The following is an 18947-nucleotide window of genomic DNA, read 5'->3' as shown; positions in this document are numbered from 1 at the left end:
TCCGTCTTTTCCGGGATCTCCTTTTGGACCATTTATTGGGGTCCAGGTGCCATCAGTATTCTGAACGTAAACAATTTTTGTATCTGTATCTGTATAAATGTTAATGTCTTTTCCAGGTGCTCCAGGACTACCTGCAATTCCAGGTGCCCCAGGTCCCGATGCAGTGCCTACTGCTCCGTCTTTTCCGGGATCTCCTTTTGGACCATTTATTGGGGTCCAGGTTCCATCAGCATTCTGAACGTAAACAATTTTTGTATCTGTATCTGTATAAATGTTGATGTCTTTTCCAGGTGCTCCAGGTGTACCTGCAATGCCAGGTGCTCCGGCTCCGGCTCCGGTTCCTACTGCTCCGTCTTTTCCGTCTTTTCCGGGATCTCCTTTTGGACCGTTTATTGGGGTCCAGGTTCCATCTGCATTTTGGATATAAACCGTATTTGTTTTATAATCTGTATAAATATTGATATTATCTCCCGGATAGGTTGAACTTCCTTTTACTCCTGGAGCTCCATCTCCTCCTGCAACACCAACTACTCCGTCTTTTCCATCTTTTCCAGTTGTTCCAGTTGTTCCAGAACCTGATTCACCAGCAACAGCCATTCTGTTCCATCTTTTATCAAACCAATAGTAATAACCTGGCTTAATAAGATCATTGTCTGTTGTATTGAAAACTAATAAACTTTCTTTATTCCCATTTATAATTGTTGTGGCATCGGTTGTACTTGTTAAAGGAACATTCGGAATTAAAATCCCCTTATCTTTGGCAGACACGTGTAATTGTGTCGAAAGATCCGGGTTTTTAGTTCCAATACCCACTTGTGAATAAACGGAATAAGTTCCTAAAATAACAAATAGAGGGAGTAACCTATTCTTCATAACTTGATTATTATGTGTTTAAATATTTCATTAAGTTGTTAAAATTCAAATGCCTAGATTTGAAGGGACAAAATTATTTTTAAAGCAACTTTATTTCCGCCACAAGAAGTTTTTAATATCATAATTTAAGACATATTTTTAAAAAATATAATATTTTTCTTTCATATAATATTATAAACTACCTTTTAACGATTATTATTACACATAAACAGGAAAATAATAGTGTTTTTAGCATATATTCTACCCTAAAAATCAGAAAACAAGATAATAAATAGAAAAAAAGCTACATAAAGAGATAAAAAAAGCTGATATAGAAAATCTATACCAGCTTTAAAAACGCCCTGTATTGTTATTTTAAGTTTTAAAAAGCTCGTTTCGCCTGTTCATTTGTATTCTTTGTTGGTTGTATTTTTCCATATTTTTTTTTCAGCTGGGCGATTTTTGTCAATTACATTTTGAATAGCCTTTTAAAAGTTGATTTTCCTATACGATTTGATAAAAATTTCTTGTATACCTTACTTGCCCTGTTTTTTGTAAGAGAGAAAACATCAAGTGCTATCTAAATTCAAAATGTTATTGATAAGAATACTTATTTCTCCAGATTAAAATCAAAGTTTTTCTTCTGGTTTACAATAAATAAGAGATAATACTGAAAATTTAGTTTTTAATTTATTGTATAAAAGTTTAATCATTATTGATGTATAAGTATCCTGCTTTTTTTATCATTTTTCCTGCATTATTATACTTTAATATATAGAAATAAGTTCCTGTTGGCAGCTTATTTTCTCTGTTTATTGTAGCTCTACCATCGGAGTAACCTTTAAAAACAATATCATTTTCGTTGTATGCACTGGCCTCATAAACTTTTACTCCCCATCTGTTATAAATTTCAACAGTATTGTCAGGATATTTGTCAATACCCTTAATATAAAATGTATCATTGATTCCATCACCATTTGGAGAGATGGCATTGTACACAATTAAATCATCTGTTGGAATATTTGATTTTTTGACAACAGCCATGGTAAAAAGTCCATAACCACTTACCTGACCTGTCAATAAATTAGAATAGGTTTCTCCTGAAATGGGTTCGCTTAAAACACCACCATCATTTACCCACTTAGACGTTGCTTCATCCCAACGTACAATGACTAGTTCTGTATCCGGATTAAGATTATAAAAAGCAGACGGAGTTGTATTTTTGCTTAATGTAAGACTTAGAACAATTTTTTCGGTTCCCTGATTCTGTATGATATTCCAGTATTCTTTATCATCAATCAATAAAATACTATCTTCTTTACTTGTATGTGGATGAATGTCTGCTGAGTTTTTATAAAAATATTGGGAGGTGTAAATGGTTTGCTGTGCTGAATTGGAAGTATAAAATGCAGGTCTGAAAAATTGCGCATCTCCTACAGGAAATTCAAATGGTTCATCTATGTTATTTTCTGTCTGTCCATTCACAAAGCTTTGGTTTCCTGCATGAATATGAAAGGCATCTTTTTTAAAAACTACTAAACCACTATAATCTTTGGCATTGATAATCCCATTTGTAAAGTCAGCAAGTTTACCAACTGCAATTGTAGAAGCTAAATGAAAAGGAACCGCTGTAGATTGATTATTAAAAATTATGTTCTGAAAATCTGATGTTTTTGTACCTTCAATTATTTGTTCTGTAGTTCCGGTAAAAAAAGTTTTCCCGTTTTCTGTAGTCGTATAAGTTACTATTCCGTCATTATCCCAATTTTCAAAAACATGTACTTCGCCATCATTTATAAAATTTCCAGTGACTGTATTTTTATAATCAAAATATACAGATACCAGTGTACCAGAATTTATTTTTATGTTTCCCTGATTTAAAAATTGGCTGTATGCTTTTTGATGAGCAAAAAGAATTATTAAACAAACTGATATATAAGTTGATTTCTTACTGTAAAAAGAAAATTTATCAGCATTCATAGCTATTTTATGTAAAATGTAGTTTTTCATTATTTTTTTATTTACAGTCCCAATTCCTAACTGAACCTGAACTATAAAACTTATAATAAAAACCGCAAAGACATAGAATATCTTCTTAAGTATTTTTAATTTCATCCTGATTAGATTTAGTTAATATGACTGTCCTATTAATTGTATGCTCAATTCTAAAAAAATTAAGCGGTTTCTGTTTAACTGAAAAAAAATAAATTGATAATCAAAATATTATACTAGAAAAACAATTCTAAAAAAGAGTGTGTATTATTTCACTAACATAGGTGTATAGGTAAAATATGAAAGGCGTAAAAAATTGTATGCTCATGAAATCAAGATTTAGGTTTTCTAAGACTTCATTAACCCTAACAAATATACTGAAAATCAATATATTAACTTTAAATATATTGCAAAAAGATAGTAAAAACTTACTATACATCTTACACCATAAAAAGAAACACCATAAAAAACATTAGTGATTCATCTAATTTAACAGAAGATCAATATCAAAAAAAAAGATGAGAGAATAAAAAATACCCTCCCATCTTTACTAAATATTATTTAAAATTTTTAAGTTCCAAATTATAAGTAATCCAAAAACAATATATAAAATGATCCTTAACTATTTTAGCAAATATCTCAAAATCAAATCGTTTTATTTACCTCTATACGTTTTTTTTAACCAACTTTAAGACATATTTAAACAATCATACTTTGATCTTTTTTCCTAAAAATCAGGCTCATTCACAAACCTATTTCTCACTTTTAATTTGATAAAATTTAAATACCTTTGATACAACCTCAGCAAACAAGCAATTCTTTTAAAATGCAACATCTCGAATTTAACCCGCCTACAGAGCTACAAGATGCTATAAAATGCTTTTGGTATGACAAAAGAGATGCTGGAGAACTTCAGTCCAGCTTTGAAGTTGTTCCTGATGGATACGCTGAAATAATTTTCTATTTTGGAAATCTTTACAGCACTTCAAATAATGGAGAATTGAAGTCTTTGCCTTCTCCGTTCATGATGGGATTACTCCATAAACCTGTTAAGTTTTACACCAAAAATTGTCTGGAAATCATTGGTATAAGATGTTTTCCATGGACTGTTTTTGATTTACTTAAATTGCCATCAGGTAAAAACAGTATTTCTATTTTTGAACATCCAATAGCACAAATTCAGCCCATGTTAAACAACTTGATTTCTGAAGGGAGAATTAACGAAGCTATTACCCATATACAGCAGTATTTTTTAACAGAACGATCTCAAATCTCTACTGACAGTATGTTATTTAAAGCCGGAGTTGCGATGGATAAAACCAATGGCACTATGCCTGTTAGCCAGATCGCAAAGGCTGCACATGCAACAGTACGAACACTTGAAAGAAAATTTAAACAATCATCTGGTTATAGCGTAAAAGATGTATCAGGTTTAATGCGTTTTGAGCAGGTTCGCAATCAACTATGGGGTGATCCAAATACTAATATTGCGGCTTTGGCTCATGAATTGGGTTATACAGATCAGTCTCATCTAAGTCGGGAATTTAAGCGCTATAGCGGTACCACTCCCGGCGTATTTGCAAAAGAATCTAAAAAAGGGAAATTAGCTCTTGACCATGATTTTGTCGCATTTGTACAATCCTAATACAGTAACAATTGAGAATTTTGTGCTTTATAAAAAACAAAACTCATGTTACTACAAAATAAAAAAATTGCCATTATAGGTGCCGGACCAGTTGGATTAACTATGGCAAGATTACTGCAACAAAAAGGAATTGATGTAATGGTTTATGAAAGAGATGAAAATGCATTAACCCGAATTTCTGGCGGTACATTAGATCTTCATAAAGGCTCTGGACAGGATGCTATGCAAAAAGCCGGATTACTCGAGAGTTATTACAAAATGGCAATACCAATGGGAAGAACAATAGCCAATGAACATGGCGAAATAGTATTCTCTAAAAAGCCTGCTATCGAAGAACAATACCATAATCCTGAAATAAACCGAAATGATTTGAGACAATTACTTTTAAGTAGTTTAACACAGGATACAGTTGTCTGGAATAGTAAATTTATACATCTTGAAGAACTAAATGGAAAATGGCTTTTACATTTTGAAAACAATACAACCGCAACCGCAGATGTGGTAATTGGTGCTAATGGCGGAATGTCTTCGGCCAGAAAATATATCACAGATGCTGAAGTCGAATATACCGGAACCTTAATTATGCAAGGAGAAGTTTTTCAACCTGAGGCAGTATGCCCTGAGTTTCTTCAACTTTGCAACGACACTATATTAATGACAGCAAGCAATGGTAATTTATTAGTAGCGAATCCAAAAAACGGAAACTTATTAAGCTATAATGTAATGTTCAAAAAACCTGATGCATCCTCAACGAGTGAAATAAATTTTGCAGATAAAGATAGTATTAGAGAATTCCTTTTAAACCGATTATCACTTTGGGATGAAAAATACAAACAACTAATTCAAAACACCTCTTCATTTGTGGTATGGCCTACCAGAAAAATATCACTTGAAAAAAACTGGAAAGACAAACGTCCTTTACCGATAACATTAATTGGCGATGCAGCTCATATCATGCCACCATTTGCAGGTCAGGGTGTCAATACCGGTCTAAAAGATGCTTTGATCTTATCAGAAAACTTAACGGGCGAAAAATACGAAACGATAGAAGCTGCCATCAGTAATTATGAACAAAAAATGTTTATTTATGCAACTGAAGCTCAACGTGAAACCAGTGTAAACGAAATCCAAATGCGCCATACTGATTTTTCTTTTCAAAAATTTTATCAATAAAATACAAACTCTCTTTTTTAATCAGGATTGTTTTTATTTCAATTATGATAACTACAAGAATATTAAAAACTGCTCAGATTGAAAATGTTTGTGCAGTTTTTAAATAGTTCTGTACTGAAATTAGCTCAAAATTATTTCAGTCCATTTTCTAATTTTTCGAATGCATTTTGGGTCAACTCAATTGCATATTGAATAAATGTAATACACTTGGATTCAAGAGCCTGATTATCTTGTATAATGTCATAACATTTTTCTCTTTCCTTTGAAACTTCAGGATTCTCAGACATAAACTGATAAAGTGCTTTATCTTTTGTGTCTTTAAAATCAAATGGAAGCTCAACTTCTTTTACATACTTTAATAATGAGAATAAATAGTTTATCGAAAATTTTCCTGAATGATATCCTAAAAACAAATAAATAAGTCCAATCGAGATTTGCTCCATGGTTTTACAAAAAAGCACTTTTTTTATAATGGCTGAATCATCATTAAAGCAATTTTGTGCCAGACTAAACAACTGTTGCGCAATCTGGATACGCCCCTTTACATATTTTCTGGCAAAATTAAGATCCCGTTCTTTATCAAGAATAGCAGCGTACATGAGATACAAAGGATTATTATAGACCAAAAGACCATTAGCAATAATAGTATCAAAAAAATATCTTTGGTTTTGGTTCTTCTTGCGTACATAATTCGAACTGTGATTTAAAACAGTTATTTTATATTGGTCCTCAAACTTGGTACGTATCAAACTCTGCATTGAAGTAATAGCGTTAGTTGTAGGCTCCAGATAAACCACCAGCAAATAAAAATGATATCTTGGCAAATTTTCTGAGTAATGGGTACTCTTTATATTCTTATCTAAATTATGTATAGTAGCATATCCAAAACAATAAATGGTTCTTATTTTAAAAGCCTCAGTCAATACAGTACTGATTTTGGTTAAGGCATTATCTAAAATATAGTTGAATCTCATTTTATCATTAAAAATAGATTTACCCAGAAAATTTTGATGACTTAATTCTCTTAATTTTTCCTTACATAATTTCTTGTATTCACTAAAGAGACTTTTTATCTCTTTTTGTATTAATTCGACTTTAACTTTAGCTCTCGCAATCAATGCCTGATCAATGATACCTGTATTCTGGTTTTGTGTAACAGCACTGTAAGCTCTATTAAGCATGATTAAAATACTTTTATCTGCCTGAATGTCTGTATCTAATATCTTTTTTATAGATGGAGCAAATTCAATTAAACAATCATAATGTATAAGCAAACAATTCGAACTAATAAATGCCGGAGTCATAAACTCAGATGCACAGATATAAATATATCGTAAGGTTTGATGCAAGGCAAAAGCAGCTTCTACAGTTTTATTATTTCGGCTGTAAACGGTAACATTTCTAAAAGTGACTACTGCCGCCTCCATGTCAATACAAAATCTTTTTTTAGCCTTTTTAATACATACTTTCGAGATATTTTTGTTGGGATAAAATATTTCAGAATCCGAATCAAAATAAACCAGTTCCTTAAGTGTACAATGCTGAATAAAATATGGCTTCTTTTTTCTAAAACCATACTCTGCCCAATTCGAGTTAATAAATTTAAAAATAAAATCAGAGTATGTATTGGTTCGTTTATCCAGCGTTTGAGTTAATATATCACCATCCTGACTGCAATTCTTTTTTAAAATAAAAGTAACAACCACAACATTCGTAACTTCATTATAGGAGACATAAACTGCCCCTGCATCTATAAAATAAAGTAAGTCTGCAATGGCTCTTTCCAATCTTTCCTTATGAGGATTCCCGGATGCAATTTTAAGTAAACAATCCATATTATTTCTACACATGTTAAACCTGATTTCATTTTAATACTGATTCAATTCTAAAAACACATAAGCAATCACTCAGAAATACTACTTACAATTTTCAAGCTGTTTTTTAATGATATTTCGAGTTATAAGTATATTTCTTATTTTTTTTCGTACGTTTGTTTATTGCTTAATTTGTTTCTTTTTACTTACAAATATAGAGAGTATATGTGATATTTTATCACAAAAAGAGTAAATAATCTACAAAAATTTAAAATGATTACCGAAAGAATTTTACAACTCATTAAATACAAGGGAATTAGCAGAAGAAAATTCTATATCGAGACAGGGCTTTCTAATGGTTTTCTGGATAAGGTAAAAGATATAGGTGCATCAAAAATAGAAGATATACTCACTACCTATCCTGATATTAATCCAGAATGGCTTCTTACAGGAAAAGGATATATGACGGCTCCAAAAGTTTATTCTGAAAATGAATCTACACTCCAGTGGATTGAAGAACCGGGTATTGTTTACACCAAAACAATAAAAAAACCGGTGCCTTTATATGATGCAGAAACTTCTACCGGAATTAATTCTTTTCTTAAAGAATCAAATAGCGAACCTATAGATTATATATCAGTACCTAATTTGCAAAACTGCGACGGTGCTATTTATGTCAATGGAGACAGTATGTATCCGCTTTTAAAAACAGGTGATATTATTTTGTTTAAGAAAATGAATAATACAATCGAAAATGTATTTTGGGGCGAAATGTATTTAATTTCTATTACAACAGATGATCTTGAAGAATTTCTTATGATTAAATGGATCAAAAAATCAGAAAAGGGAGAAGACTGGATAAAATTAGTAAGCGAGAATACGCAACATGAACCAAAAGATATTCAATTTAAACAGGTCACTGGACTGGCTTTGATTAAAACAAGTATCAGAACAATCTCTACTTACTAAACACTCAAAACAAACACTTTACAAAATAAGAAGCGAAATTGTGAATATCTATTTCAGGAATTTTCAATTTATTTTGGCGTAAAATCTATCTTTGGCATCCTTAAAAAAATATAAGAGATGAGCGCAACTTGGTACGAATGTAAAGTAAAATATAGAAAAACAGATGAAACGGGCGGACAAAAAGTTCTAACAGAACCTTATTTGGTTGACGCTTTATCTTATACTGAAGCCGAAAAAAGAATCAATGAAGAAATGGCAGCTTATATTAGTGAAGAGTTTAAAATTACTAATATTAAAGTAGCTAATTATGCAGAAATTCATCCTTTTGAAAATGCAGATCGCTGGTTTAAATCGAAAGTTTCTTTATTAGCTTATGATGAAGAAAGCGGTAAAGAAAGAAAATCGAATATGTATATGTTAGTACAGGCAAATGATGTAAGAGAAGCTTTTGACAATACACTTCATGTAATGCAAAGTACAATGGGAGAATATTCGATTCCTGCTATTTCTGAATCTCCAATTATGGATGTTTTCCCTTATTTTAGCGGAGAAGAAGGTGAAACTGAAATGCTGGAAAGATTTAATGCCTTAAAAGCCTCTAAACCAGTTCAGGCTGAGGTTGAAGCTATTGACCATATGGAATTTGAAACCGCATTAGAGGAATAATTACACACCGTAAAAACTTAAAAAAAGCTTCAGAGAAATCTGAGGCTTTTTTTGTTTCCTCCTAACCATCTGATCTTCGACTTAATTCAAAATAAATTATATATTAGCTATACTATTACAACCACCAAACCAAAAATTTCTATGACTAAAAAAACCATTATTTTAATTGGATTTATTCTCTTAAAATTTATTCTGCAATATGTTATAATCAGTCCGGAATATGATTTACAACGTGATGAATACCTGCATCTTGATCAGGCACATCATCTTGCCTGGGGTTATCTCTCTGTTCCTCCGGTAACATCCTGGATTTCATATCTTATTTTTCTGCTTGGTAATTCTGTTTTCTGGATAAAGTTCTTTCCGGCACTGTTTGGTGTTTTAACCCTTATAGTTGTTTGGCGTACCATCGAAATACTCAAAGGAAACTTGTATGGTTTGATTTTAGGAGCAACTTGTATTGTATTTTCAACCTTATTACGCCTCAATACATTGTATCAGCCAAACTCTTTAGATGTGTTGTGCTGGACAACATTTTATTATGTTATCATACAATATATTACTACAGAAAAACCAAAATGGTTCTTTATTGGTGCTACCGTATTTGCCATTGGCTTTCTTAATAAATACAATATTCTTTTTCTTCTTATGGGGCTCTTACCTGCCCTTTTGTTATCCAAACAAAGACAAATATTGACTCAGAAAAAACTTTATTATGCTCTGGTTTTAGGATTAGTTATAATTTTACCTAATCTTTTTTGGCAATACAATAACCAGTTTCCAATTGTACACCATATGAAAGAATTGGCAGAAACGCAATTGGTAAATGTTGACCGGGCAGGCTTTCTAAAAGAACAATTACTCTTTTTTATAGGTTCGTTCTTCGTTATACTTGCAGCCCTTTATGCTTTGCTTTTTTATAAGCCTTTTGCAAAATATAAATTCTTTTTTGCAAGTATTATTTTTACACTTGCCATCTTTTTATATTTCAAAGCCAAAGCTTATTATGCTATAGGTGTATATCCTGTTTATATTGCTTTTGGAACTGCTTTTCTTTCTCAGGTTTTACAAACAGGCTGGAAACGTTTTCTAAAACCCGTTTTCATTATTATTCCGTTATTGTTTTTCATTCCTATGTACAACTTTGTTTTTCCTAATAAAAGTCCTGAGTATATTGTGAAACATCCGGAAAAATATAAAAAAATGGGAATGCTTCGCTGGGAAGACGGGAAAGACCATCAATTGCCTCAGGATTTTGCCGATATGCTGGGCTGGAAAGAACTCGCCCGCAAAACAGATTCTGTTTATGCATTATTTCCAAAATCACAAAATACATTAGTACTTTGTGACAATTACGGACAAGCCGGAGCGATAAATTACTACACTAAAAAAGGTATCAAAGCAGTTTCTTTTAATGCTGATTATGTAAACTGGTTCAATCTAAACATCTATTACAAAAACCTGATACGAATTAAGGACTTTGACGAAACTAACAAAGAATTGAAAGAGACCGGTTCTTATTTTGAATCTGGTTTTATAGCGGGTGAAATCACGAACCAATATGCAAGAGAATACAGAACTACTATTTTTGTTTTTACCAATGCCAAAATCAACATCAACAAAAGGTTGGAAGAAGAAATCAGGGAAGAAAAAAATTACGACAATTAAATGATCGATTTCACCAATATAGCCTATTTAAAAACCGGAAATCCGATACAAGTTCAGGCATACAATACTTTAACCCAGAATAGCATTATTGAGGTTCTCTCTGAATTTGACCCAATTTTGGCAGGTACAATTCCGATAAATATTAATATCGAAAACAGCGATCTGGACATTATTTGCTACTGGCGGGACAAAACTAATTTTATCGAAAAGTTAAAGCTATTTTTTAAAAATGAAAAAGATTTCGGGATCAGAGAAATAGAAATTAACGGTAATAAATCAGTTATTGCTAACTTTAAAACGGATCATTTTGAAATTGAAGTTTTTGGGCAAAACATTCCTTCCAAAAATCAAAATGGTTACAAACACATGATCATAGAACATGAAATTTTGCAATCAAAAGATGAAAATTTCAGATTAGAAATCATCAAACTCAAACAAAACGGTTACAAAACCGAACCCGCTTTTGCTTATTTATTAGGTTTAAACGGAGACCCTTATATCGAATTACTTAAGTATAAATTGTAAAATCTCCATTTACCAAAACAAAAACAACTAAATATCAACAACATAACAAGAAAACATTATATTTTAAAAATAATCAACAAATTTCTTTGCATAACCGTATTTAGTGCTTATCTTTGCACCCGAAACATCGCGGGATAGAGCAGTAGGCAGCTCGTCGGGCTCATAACCCGAAGGTCACAGGTTCGAGTCCTGTTCCCGCTACAGAGAACAACCCATCAAAATATTGATGGGTTTTTTGTTGTTTATCCCTCCTCTCAGCCCTTGAAAATATTGAAACTAAGGGTAAAAACTAGATTCACTTTAAATCTTCTGAAATCCGAAAAAATGTTTTTTTTTCGGGCTTTGTTAACAAAAGCGATTTCAAAAGTCGAAGTAGAAAAATCATTATCCCTTGAAGCAGTCTGTATTGGAGGAACAAAAATAGGAAGTGCTCCCTCGCTAAGAGTAGCCTTGCCCCGCTAGCTCTTGTCTTAAATTCACAATTAGTGTTTGCAAAACATGCAACATTGATTTGTCTCTGAATTATTAGAACTATTTATTAAAACCACATCAGTTTTCCCATCATTTTATAATCTATTGCAATGAATTCTGAACTTAAACCTACTTTAGGTACTGAATACTGAACACCGGTAAAAATTTCAGTTTCCGTCTCTTTTAAATTGAAATACCGGTAGATGTACACTTATAGCTTATATTGTAATGTTATTTTTTTTTTCGCCATTTTGAAAATCGCAAACTTATAAAATCGGTTATACGTTACATATAATTAAAAAAATCAGACTAAATTCGTTGCTTTGATGCTTTAAGTTTATCTTCTTTTTCCCATTTTTTTAAAATAAAAACCCATAATACAACACAAACAATTATAATGATGACCTTTTGGTTCTGATTTATTCCGTTTTTTATTAAGGAATTATACAATAAGATTTGTATAATGAGATGAAAACATGCTGAGGCACTGACAGACCGGGTGGAAATAACTACCTGTCCGATTCCCCAGCTACCCAGAATAAGTCCAGCCAGAAAAAGCAAATTGCTCATAAGGGATGTTTCTGACAAAAAAGGTAAGTGCCAGATATACCACATAAACCCTATTAGGGTATATTTTTTCCATGGTTTTAAATCCTGAAGTTCTTCCTGAAGATAGCCACGCCAGCCATATTCTTCTATAATGCAGTATAATAATGTACAGACAATGACAAGTAAGCCATATACATGTTTATTCATATTAAAGTTGTTGTTGACACCAAATACTAAAAACAAGATAACAGGAATAACCATCATTAAAGCACTGTACCCAAATGAACTCCCAAAAATAGAAGCAGCTATAGTTTTTCTTTGATGTAAAAGTTTCAGACCGATGATTGTACCCACTAGTATCCCACTCCCTTCTAAAAGAGTCATTACAACAATATAGAGCCAGTTCGGAATACTTTTTAAGCTTTCTTTTACCGAAAACACATCAAATCTGAAAATATTTGAAAGTAATGTGGCAATGGTAAAAAACAGCAAAATCCTTGCGAATTTATTCAGCTTCATTTTCAATACAACTTTAAATCAATTAAAAGGGCGGACTTTTTAAGTGCCGCCCAGAAATCCTATTCAATAGGAAATAAATTACTCTACTGCTGCAGCATCAGAGAAATCGCAAAGTAAACTTCCAGCAGCAGCTTCACCTGCTAATACTGTCAAGTTTACCATTTCAAGTCTTTCTTCTAATTCTACAGACATGAATCCTTCTGACAATTCTAATTCTAAATTTTTCATAAATAATGGTTTTATGGTGGTTAAAAAATACAGACAATGACCTTCATTACCTGTTTTATCTTAAATAGGAAGTGTTCTTCTACTATTCCTAAGTCTTTTTACGATAACGGTTAGAAAATAAATATTGATTGTTAGCCCTACTACCAAGTGAATAAACTTATAATAAACTTCGAAGGAGCTCCAGTCCATTGTATCCTTCAGACTATACATCTCCTGGATTTTTATAATATTCTGATAGGTGAGCCAAATAAATAAAGTGATAAGCAATACAAAAACTATATACAGCAATACGGAATAAATTCCCAGAGCTTTGTTATTGAAAACAAAACTTATCTTTTGCCTGAAAGAAATATTACTTTTAAGCTTTATATATAGTTTCTTTGGAAAAGCTATAGCTTCACTCATCAGATTCGGGATACCAAAAAAATCACTATATACCCAGTATCCATCATTTCTCAAAAAAGGATTTAAGGAATACACCAACAGAATAATGTTGGATAGAAAAAAAAATTTAATTGCTATTTTAGTTTCTACATTATCGATAAGTACATATAAGACATAGAAGAGCAAATTAATGAGTAGCTGAAAGTATATCCCGGCCAGATTCACTACCACTCTCTTGCCTCTTCCAAGGTTCCAGATTTTGGTTACATCTGTATAGAAAACAGGAAATATCAGATAAAAGCCAAAACCTATTTCCTCAGACGGCTTGCCATAGAAACGGGATGACGCGGCATGTCCCAACTCATGAAATAATCCAATCGCTGCAAATCCTAAATAAATCAAAACAATACCAATCAAAGAATGCTTTAATGAGGACTCTATAGTCCAAATCCCGTCTACATATATGATATAAGCCAGAAATACACTGGCTATGATGGATATCGATACCAAAACTGGGAATAAAAATTTATGAAACAAGATGAGAAGCGGCGAAGTTAACCAGTCTATTAAATTCTTCCCAAAGAGTTTAATCTTAAAATAGATATAATTTATCGTAGAAGATCTTTTTTCATGGGTTTGCACCAGCTTGTTTGTAAATTTCTCTATTTCGTTGTTGATAAAAGATTCGGTGATATCTACATTGTACTGCTGGTTGATTTTGTTTTTAATAGTACCTATGGATTCCTCTTTTTTCAAAAGACAGAGCATTTCATATAACATATTACCTATCGAAAATATTCTATTTCCATAGTTTGCAGTATAAAATGAGTCACTCACTTTAACCAGATCAATTTTTGAAACAAGCGAATAATCGGTCATAATTGGCAATATTAAGATGATTTAATTACTTAGTCCTGTTATCGCTTACAAATTGAGATAAGGTTCCCATTGTAGCAAAATGCGGAGACATCGCTTCTATATCTTCTACATCTATACCGTAATCTCTTTCAAATATTACAACCAACTCGAGGGCATCTATAGAATCCAATCCTAAACCTTCTCTAAACAAACTGGTTTCTGCGGTAATGCTCTCAGGGTTTATTTTTACGAGGTTAATTTCCTCTATAATTTTCATTTTTAATTCGTCTACAAGAAAGGCTACACTTTTGGTTTCCATATATAGTTTTTTTTATAAATACAATACTGTGATTGGTTTAAAGCTAATTTTTTTGATATACTTTTTTGAACAATGTGTTCTACTTTTACCAAATCTTCGATGAATATACAATTCTTTTAGATTTTCATTTTTGATTTTAATTAAATAATCATAAAACAGAGGAAAATTACTATTTTTTTTCATTAGGACAAATTTTTTTTTCATTTTTTAGTAAAATTATTACACCCGATCAAATGTTCTGCTATATTTTTCTCAATATAGAAGTTGTTTTTTTCCGATTCATAACTGTATTGACCGATCGGATTGACCTCCAAAAATACATATTCGCACTTATCTGTATAAATAAGATCTATAGACCCCATCATAAGATTAAGTTTTTTCATCAGTTTTTTCAGATTACCTCCCACAGTCTCAGGAAGAGCATAATTGACGACATTAATTTTGCTATCATCCATTATTTTTTTTCTGTCGTCAGTCTCACATCCTCCTTCTATAAATATTGCAGATGACATACAAATCCCGTCAAGATAAAAGACGCGTATCTCAAATTCAGCTTTTATTTTTTCCTGAAAAAGAGCAGGAAAAAAATGATTCTGAAGGCTCTGGACGCTTTCTTTTGAAAACTCCTGAACGAAAGACAAATAAGATTCATCTCCAATGGTGTAATAAGATTTACTTCTGTCAGAAAAAGGTTTTAAGATCATTTTTTCAAATTTTCTTTTCTCAAACACCTCCAGTACTTCTTTCTTTGATGTAAATATCGCTGAATAGGGGGTTTTGAACCCAGCTGCTGCTGCATCATTCAATACTGTAAGTTTATTGAGATAAATGGCATCTATTCCGGAAAACCATTTTTTATCTTTGAGGAATTCCTGAAACATTTCCATAAAACATTTGACTTCATTAAAGGTTTCCTTGTTCTTTCTTATATTGATTAAATCTTTTTTTTCGGCAGCCGAAGAAAAACATTCTAAAAAATGCCTGTACCACACTACATTAACTTCCTTAGTGAGATTAATACCTTTAAAATAAATTTCTTTATTTCCAATATCAACTAAAAGCTCGTTGTAGTTATAAAACAGGTCGCTCAAAGTGATTTTCAAAAACGGGGCTTTATAATAGATCAACCAATCGATAACAGGATCGGTTCCTTGCTCATAACTATCAGAACCTAATATCAATATCATGATTTACATTTGTTTTTTAAATACCAGTCAGTCAGTTCTTTCCCCCATTGTGGTTTTACAGTGTTGGCATCTTCTTTTGTATGATTGTACAAGCTGGCAGCCTGTTGAAAATTTTTACAGCCTTTTTCTACGTCTCCGCCTACTATTTTAGGAAAATAGACGTAGTACATTCCGGACACCACATAAGCACGGGGATTATTTTTGTTTAGTGCAATGGCCTTATCCAGGTTGCTTTTACATCTTTGAGCATACTTAGAACCGTTTTTAGCAATATTGGCACCAATCAGCAAGATGAGAGCCCTGCTTTCCAGAGCCAGTATTTCACTGTTGTTCGGGCTTAGTTTCGCTGCGGTTTTCAATTTAGAAACGGCATCTTCTAAACCTGCAGAAGCAGAAGGTTCTATCTTCCATCGGGAAAGCACAATCTTACAATACGCAATATGATACAGCAATACCCAGTCTTGTTTCTTTTTTGTAGTATTCAATTTTTCAAATTTATGAAGTACATTTTCATAAGCTTCTTGGGTGGCAGAATGCTTCAATTCCTGTACGGCTTGTAAAAGCGTTTTATTATAATCCTGTGTTTGATCAGCAGACTGCCCAATTGCAGAACCTGTCATAAAAAGAAACAGGATACATAATAATTTATAATTTTTCATATCAGTTGATTTGATTTTTTTAAATTTTGATCTGCAAAACCTATTTTTCTTCCAGTATTCTATACTGGAGAAACAATTCTGGATGTATGAGATTCAGAATTTCTTTAAACTCTAATCCTGCGAATGCTTCTTTATTTAAAATAAGAAAACAGTTTTGCTTATACCACCATTTCACATCAGGATTGTTCCATATTCTGGCTCGTATGAGGTCATAATATTCGAATCCCAGTTTATTAAATTTTTCTTTCCAGTATTCAACCCACTGTTCATTAATATGATTGATTCCTCCCTGATAAGGTACAGCAGCAGAAAACAATACGGCATCACTCAGACCTGTCAGAAAGGTTACCAGAGAATCGGCAGATTCCGCACTCAGGTGTTCGGCTACCTCCAGACAGATGGCCAGATCATATTTTCTCCTAATTTCAGGAAAAGTTTCGTCGAGATTGGTACATAAAATTTTATCCTTTGGAATCATGATTTTATCAAGAGCCAGATAGTCTCCATCAATACCAAGAACATCATCAACCCCCTGATCCATTAATACCGAAAGCCAGGAACCTAATCCACAGCCTACATCTATGGCACTGGTTATAGTAACGGTCTCCCGTACTATTTCAAGAACAGCTTTTGGTGATCTTACATCCCTATGTAGGTATTCAGAATGCAGGTAAACATCTGATTTTTCTGAATATTTATTAAATAATTTGTTTAATAGCTTTAAACGAGTTTCTATATCTTTCATAATTTATTCGTATACATATCCTCCTGATACTTCAATGTTTTCGCCTGTGATCCAGCCGGATCCTTCTTTAATCAGAAACAAGATTAACCCTGTAACATCCTCGGCAGTTCCGGTTCTTTTTATCGCGTAGTTTCTGATGTACATTTCATTGATAATCTTTTCGCTGACTCCTATTTTTTTATTGTCCAACGCTAAAACTCCCGGAATAATAGTATTCACCGTAATATTTCTTTTCCCAAAATCAGAGATCAGAGCATTTGATGCATTCTGAAGTGCTGCCTTTGAAGCTCCATAAGCAATCATTTTTTTATAAGGCCTTGAAACTGTTGTAGAAAGAATATTAATGATCCGTCCGTTATCATTCATTTGTTTCAAACAGTTTTTCATCAACAGCAGTGGCGCCTTAAAATTGATACTGAACATTTTATCCAGAAATTCTGTATTAAGTTTGTTGAAGTTATCAAATTCGTAAATACCGGCATTATTAATAAGGTAATCCAGCTTTGAACCAGATCTGTTATTCAGAATTGGTACGATCTTCTCTTCAAAAAAATGATCTAGCTGGTGATTTTCTGTAAAATCGGCCTGAACGGTAGCAACAGAAACATCATACCGGGAAATTTCCTCAATCAGATTTTTCATTTCCTCTACTGATCTGTTATAATGAAGAATCAAATCAATGCCCTGAGCTGCAAATTCAATTGCAATATTTTTTCCCAATCCTTTTGCTGCACCAGTTATAAAGGCAATTTTTCTCATTAGAGCTTATTGGTTTAAATAATTAATGTAATATTTTCCGTTTTTCTCATAGATTGGAAACGGATTGTAAATAGCATGTCTGAGAGGAGAATCTTTGATCTCTTCAATTTGGTCTGCAGTGATCTCCCAAAACTTTTGAAATTCATCGGTATTTACCACATTGATCAGATTATCGTGATTTACGTTACCATAACTATTTTTATCAAAGATGATATTCTTAATATCCCCTAAATAATCAATGGCAACTTTTTGATGATAAGTCGTATTGTAAGCAAGGCTCTCGCAATAATATTTCATATCCAGTATGTGTTTATCTGTATTCATTCCTTCTTTCTCCAACTCTTTTAAAGAGGCTTTTCTAAACATCACAGCAGTCATTTTTTTTTCTTCAGAAGCACCATGTACTACAATAGAATTTATCTTTTGAAATATATTATAGATCGTTTCCACCTCTTTTTCTGTAACTGAGGCATCAAACTCCCAAAAAATATCCAAAGACTGCGTTATATTTTCTTCTAATACATTAAGTAACATATTGAATCTGTTTAATTGCTTTGAACTTATCTTTACTCTCAGCTCCAAGTGCCGGCATCCTAATCTATCCAGATCATCAATTACTGGAAAAGGATCATATTTTTCCAAATCTGTTTCTACAACAGCAGAATGAATAGTTCCCGGAAAATGATACGAGAAATCCAGTTTCGGAAAACATTCAATATCCTGAACATACCTCCCCATTTTATTCTCCGTCAACTTTACAAGGTACTGATCTAATATATCCTGATTATTCTGAAAAAAAAGATCTTTCAACTGTTCTACACTCATGATCTGTAATTTTTCCAGCACAGATACAAAGGCATTAGGAATATACATGATCCTAACGTGCTGCAGATCATAGATTGCAGCTTTGTCTTTACCGGATACGATTACATTATGGGAGTACAAAAAAAAATACATTAAACGGT

Annotated in this window: 18 protein-coding genes, 1 tRNA gene and 1 pseudogene; 8 read left to right on the top strand and 12 right to left on the bottom strand. The window is 32.4% G+C overall.

The window, feature by feature from the left end:
- Both A4F88_RS24845 and A4F88_RS24840 read right to left on the bottom strand, forming a co-directional pair.
- Window positions 1–873, bottom strand: a pseudogene (locus tag A4F88_RS24845) (hypothetical protein); the annotation flags it as partial.
- 684 nt (window positions 874–1557) lie between these two features.
- Window positions 1558–2967, bottom strand: a complete 1410-nt coding sequence (locus A4F88_RS24840) for a T9SS type B sorting domain-containing protein (RefSeq protein WP_068845866.1) — start codon at window positions 2965–2967, stop codon at window positions 1558–1560.
- A gap of 703 nt (window positions 2968–3670) precedes the next feature.
- Between A4F88_RS24840 and A4F88_RS24835 the strand changes: the two genes are divergently transcribed.
- Window positions 3671–4489 carry a helix-turn-helix domain-containing protein gene (locus A4F88_RS24835; RefSeq protein ID WP_068845864.1) on the top strand — a complete coding sequence of 273 codons (819 nt, stop codon included), beginning with the start codon at window positions 3671–3673 and terminating at the stop codon, window positions 4487–4489.
- 45 nt (window positions 4490–4534) lie between these two features.
- Entirely contained in the window at window positions 4535–5662 is a 1128-nt protein-coding gene (locus tag A4F88_RS24830) for an FAD-dependent oxidoreductase (RefSeq protein ID WP_068845863.1), read from the top strand.
- A 131-nt stretch (window positions 5663–5793) separates the two neighbouring features.
- Here A4F88_RS24830 and A4F88_RS24825 read toward each other — a convergent pair whose 3' ends face one another.
- Window positions 5794–7497 carry a hypothetical protein gene (locus A4F88_RS24825; RefSeq protein WP_143155092.1) on the bottom strand — a complete coding sequence of 568 codons (1704 nt, stop codon included), beginning with the start codon at window positions 7495–7497 and terminating at the stop codon, window positions 5794–5796.
- Between the two features lie 252 nt (window positions 7498–7749).
- On the opposite strand from A4F88_RS24825, the gene A4F88_RS24820 reads away from it, so the two are divergent.
- From A4F88_RS24820 to A4F88_RS25560, 6 genes are all read left to right on the top strand, one after another.
- Window positions 7750–8445 carry a S24 family peptidase gene (locus A4F88_RS24820; RefSeq protein WP_068845859.1) on the top strand — a complete coding sequence of 232 codons (696 nt, stop codon included), beginning with the start codon at window positions 7750–7752 and terminating at the stop codon, window positions 8443–8445.
- 117 nt (window positions 8446–8562) lie between these two features.
- Window positions 8563–9111: a DUF4494 domain-containing protein gene (locus A4F88_RS24815; RefSeq protein WP_068845857.1), complete on the top strand. Its 549-nt coding sequence runs from the start codon at window positions 8563–8565 to the stop codon at window positions 9109–9111.
- Between the two features lie 141 nt (window positions 9112–9252).
- Window positions 9253–10779: a glycosyltransferase family 39 protein gene (locus A4F88_RS24810; RefSeq protein WP_068845855.1), complete on the top strand. Its 1527-nt coding sequence runs from the start codon at window positions 9253–9255 to the stop codon at window positions 10777–10779.
- Entirely contained in the window at window positions 10780–11304 is a 525-nt protein-coding gene (locus A4F88_RS24805; protein WP_068845853.1) for a DUF4269 domain-containing protein, read from the top strand.
- A gap of 128 nt (window positions 11305–11432) precedes the next feature.
- Window positions 11433–11505 (top strand) — tRNA-Met (locus A4F88_RS24800).
- 123 nt (window positions 11506–11628) lie between these two features.
- On the top strand, window positions 11629–11766 hold the full coding sequence (locus A4F88_RS25560) for a hypothetical protein (RefSeq protein ID WP_156062682.1): 138 nt from the start codon (window positions 11629–11631) through the stop codon (window positions 11764–11766).
- 318 nt (window positions 11767–12084) lie between these two features.
- On the opposite strand, the gene A4F88_RS24795 is transcribed toward A4F88_RS25560, so the two are convergent.
- The 9 genes from A4F88_RS24795 to A4F88_RS24755 form a co-directional block, all read right to left on the bottom strand.
- Window positions 12085–12843 carry a CPBP family intramembrane glutamic endopeptidase gene (locus A4F88_RS24795; protein ID WP_068845851.1) on the bottom strand — a complete coding sequence of 253 codons (759 nt, stop codon included), beginning with the start codon at window positions 12841–12843 and terminating at the stop codon, window positions 12085–12087.
- A gap of 78 nt (window positions 12844–12921) precedes the next feature.
- Complete coding sequence (locus tag A4F88_RS25555; RefSeq protein ID WP_156062681.1) at window positions 12922–13071, bottom strand: hypothetical protein; 150 nt, start codon at window positions 13069–13071, stop codon at window positions 12922–12924.
- 60 nt (window positions 13072–13131) lie between these two features.
- Window positions 13132–14334 (bottom strand): zinc metalloprotease, encoded by a 1203-nt coding sequence (locus A4F88_RS24790; protein WP_068845849.1) that lies wholly within the window; start codon window positions 14332–14334, stop codon window positions 13132–13134.
- Between the two features lie 25 nt (window positions 14335–14359).
- Complete coding sequence (locus tag A4F88_RS24785) at window positions 14360–14632, bottom strand: phosphopantetheine-binding protein (RefSeq protein ID WP_068845847.1); 273 nt, start codon at window positions 14630–14632, stop codon at window positions 14360–14362.
- Window positions 14633–14832: 200 nt separating this feature from the next.
- A complete protein-coding gene (locus A4F88_RS24775) occupies window positions 14833–15819 on the bottom strand; it encodes an ATP-grasp domain-containing protein (protein WP_068845843.1) in 987 nt (328 codons plus the stop codon).
- The gene (locus tag A4F88_RS24770; RefSeq protein ID WP_068845841.1) at window positions 15816–16478 is read right to left on the bottom strand and encodes a tetratricopeptide repeat protein; all 663 of its coding nucleotides are present in this window, start codon (window positions 16476–16478) and stop codon (window positions 15816–15818) included. The genes A4F88_RS24775 and A4F88_RS24770 overlap by 4 nt, the downstream gene beginning before the upstream one ends.
- A gap of 40 nt (window positions 16479–16518) precedes the next feature.
- Window positions 16519–17223, bottom strand: a complete 705-nt coding sequence (locus A4F88_RS24765) for a class I SAM-dependent methyltransferase (protein WP_082815850.1) — start codon at window positions 17221–17223, stop codon at window positions 16519–16521.
- Between the two features lie 3 nt (window positions 17224–17226).
- Window positions 17227–17982: an SDR family NAD(P)-dependent oxidoreductase gene (locus A4F88_RS24760; protein ID WP_068845838.1), complete on the bottom strand. Its 756-nt coding sequence runs from the start codon at window positions 17980–17982 to the stop codon at window positions 17227–17229.
- 6 nt (window positions 17983–17988) lie between these two features.
- A complete protein-coding gene (locus A4F88_RS24755) occupies window positions 17989–18939 on the bottom strand; it encodes a hypothetical protein (RefSeq protein ID WP_068845836.1) in 951 nt (316 codons plus the stop codon).
- Between the last annotated feature and the right edge of the window lie 8 nt (window positions 18940–18947).

Origin of the sequence: Flavobacterium chilense, from assembly GCF_001602525.1 — a bacterium.
GTDB classification, from domain to species: domain Bacteria; phylum Bacteroidota; class Bacteroidia; order Flavobacteriales; family Flavobacteriaceae; genus Flavobacterium; species Flavobacterium chilense.
The sequence above is the reverse complement of the archived record's forward strand: the minus strand, read 5'-3'. Positions and strand labels throughout refer to the sequence as shown.

Excerpts from the sequence above, each read along its gene's own strand:
- A4F88_RS24770 (WP_068845841.1), bottom strand. The coding sequence starts at position 16,478 with ATGAAAAATTATAAATTATTATGTATCCTGTTTCTTTTTATGACAGGT.
- A4F88_RS24805 (WP_068845853.1), top strand. The coding sequence starts at position 10,780 with ATGATCGATTTCACCAATATAGCCTATTTAAAAACCGGAAATCCGATA.
- A4F88_RS25555 (WP_156062681.1), bottom strand. The coding sequence starts at position 13,071 with ATGAAAAATTTAGAATTAGAATTGTCAGAAGGATTCATGTCTGTAGAA.
- A4F88_RS24790 (WP_068845849.1), bottom strand. The coding sequence starts at position 14,334 with ATGACCGATTATTCGCTTGTTTCAAAAATTGATCTGGTTAAAGTGAGT.
- A4F88_RS24810 (WP_068845855.1), top strand. The coding sequence starts at position 9,253 with ATGACTAAAAAAACCATTATTTTAATTGGATTTATTCTCTTAAAATTT.
- A4F88_RS24755 (WP_068845836.1), bottom strand. The coding sequence starts at position 18,939 with ATGTATTTTTTTTTGTACTCCCATAATGTAATCGTATCCGGTAAAGAC.
- A4F88_RS24840 (WP_068845866.1), bottom strand. The coding sequence starts at position 2,967 with ATGAAATTAAAAATACTTAAGAAGATATTCTATGTCTTTGCGGTTTTT.
- A4F88_RS24775 (WP_068845843.1), bottom strand. The coding sequence starts at position 15,819 with ATGATATTGATATTAGGTTCTGATAGTTATGAGCAAGGAACCGATCCT.
- A4F88_RS24830 (WP_068845863.1), top strand. The coding sequence starts at position 4,535 with ATGTTACTACAAAATAAAAAAATTGCCATTATAGGTGCCGGACCAGTT.
- A4F88_RS24760 (WP_068845838.1), bottom strand. The coding sequence starts at position 17,982 with ATGAGAAAAATTGCCTTTATAACTGGTGCAGCAAAAGGATTGGGAAAA.
- A4F88_RS24820 (WP_068845859.1), top strand. The coding sequence starts at position 7,750 with ATGATTACCGAAAGAATTTTACAACTCATTAAATACAAGGGAATTAGC.
- A4F88_RS24825 (WP_143155092.1), bottom strand. The coding sequence starts at position 7,497 with ATGGATTGTTTACTTAAAATTGCATCCGGGAATCCTCATAAGGAAAGA.
- A4F88_RS24765 (WP_082815850.1), bottom strand. The coding sequence starts at position 17,223 with ATGAAAGATATAGAAACTCGTTTAAAGCTATTAAACAAATTATTTAAT.
- A4F88_RS24785 (WP_068845847.1), bottom strand. The coding sequence starts at position 14,632 with ATGGAAACCAAAAGTGTAGCCTTTCTTGTAGACGAATTAAAAATGAAA.
- A4F88_RS24835 (WP_068845864.1), top strand. The coding sequence starts at position 3,671 with ATGCAACATCTCGAATTTAACCCGCCTACAGAGCTACAAGATGCTATA.
- A4F88_RS24795 (WP_068845851.1), bottom strand. The coding sequence starts at position 12,843 with ATGAAGCTGAATAAATTCGCAAGGATTTTGCTGTTTTTTACCATTGCC.
- A4F88_RS25560 (WP_156062682.1), top strand. The coding sequence starts at position 11,629 with ATGTTTTTTTTTCGGGCTTTGTTAACAAAAGCGATTTCAAAAGTCGAA.
- A4F88_RS24815 (WP_068845857.1), top strand. The coding sequence starts at position 8,563 with ATGAGCGCAACTTGGTACGAATGTAAAGTAAAATATAGAAAAACAGAT.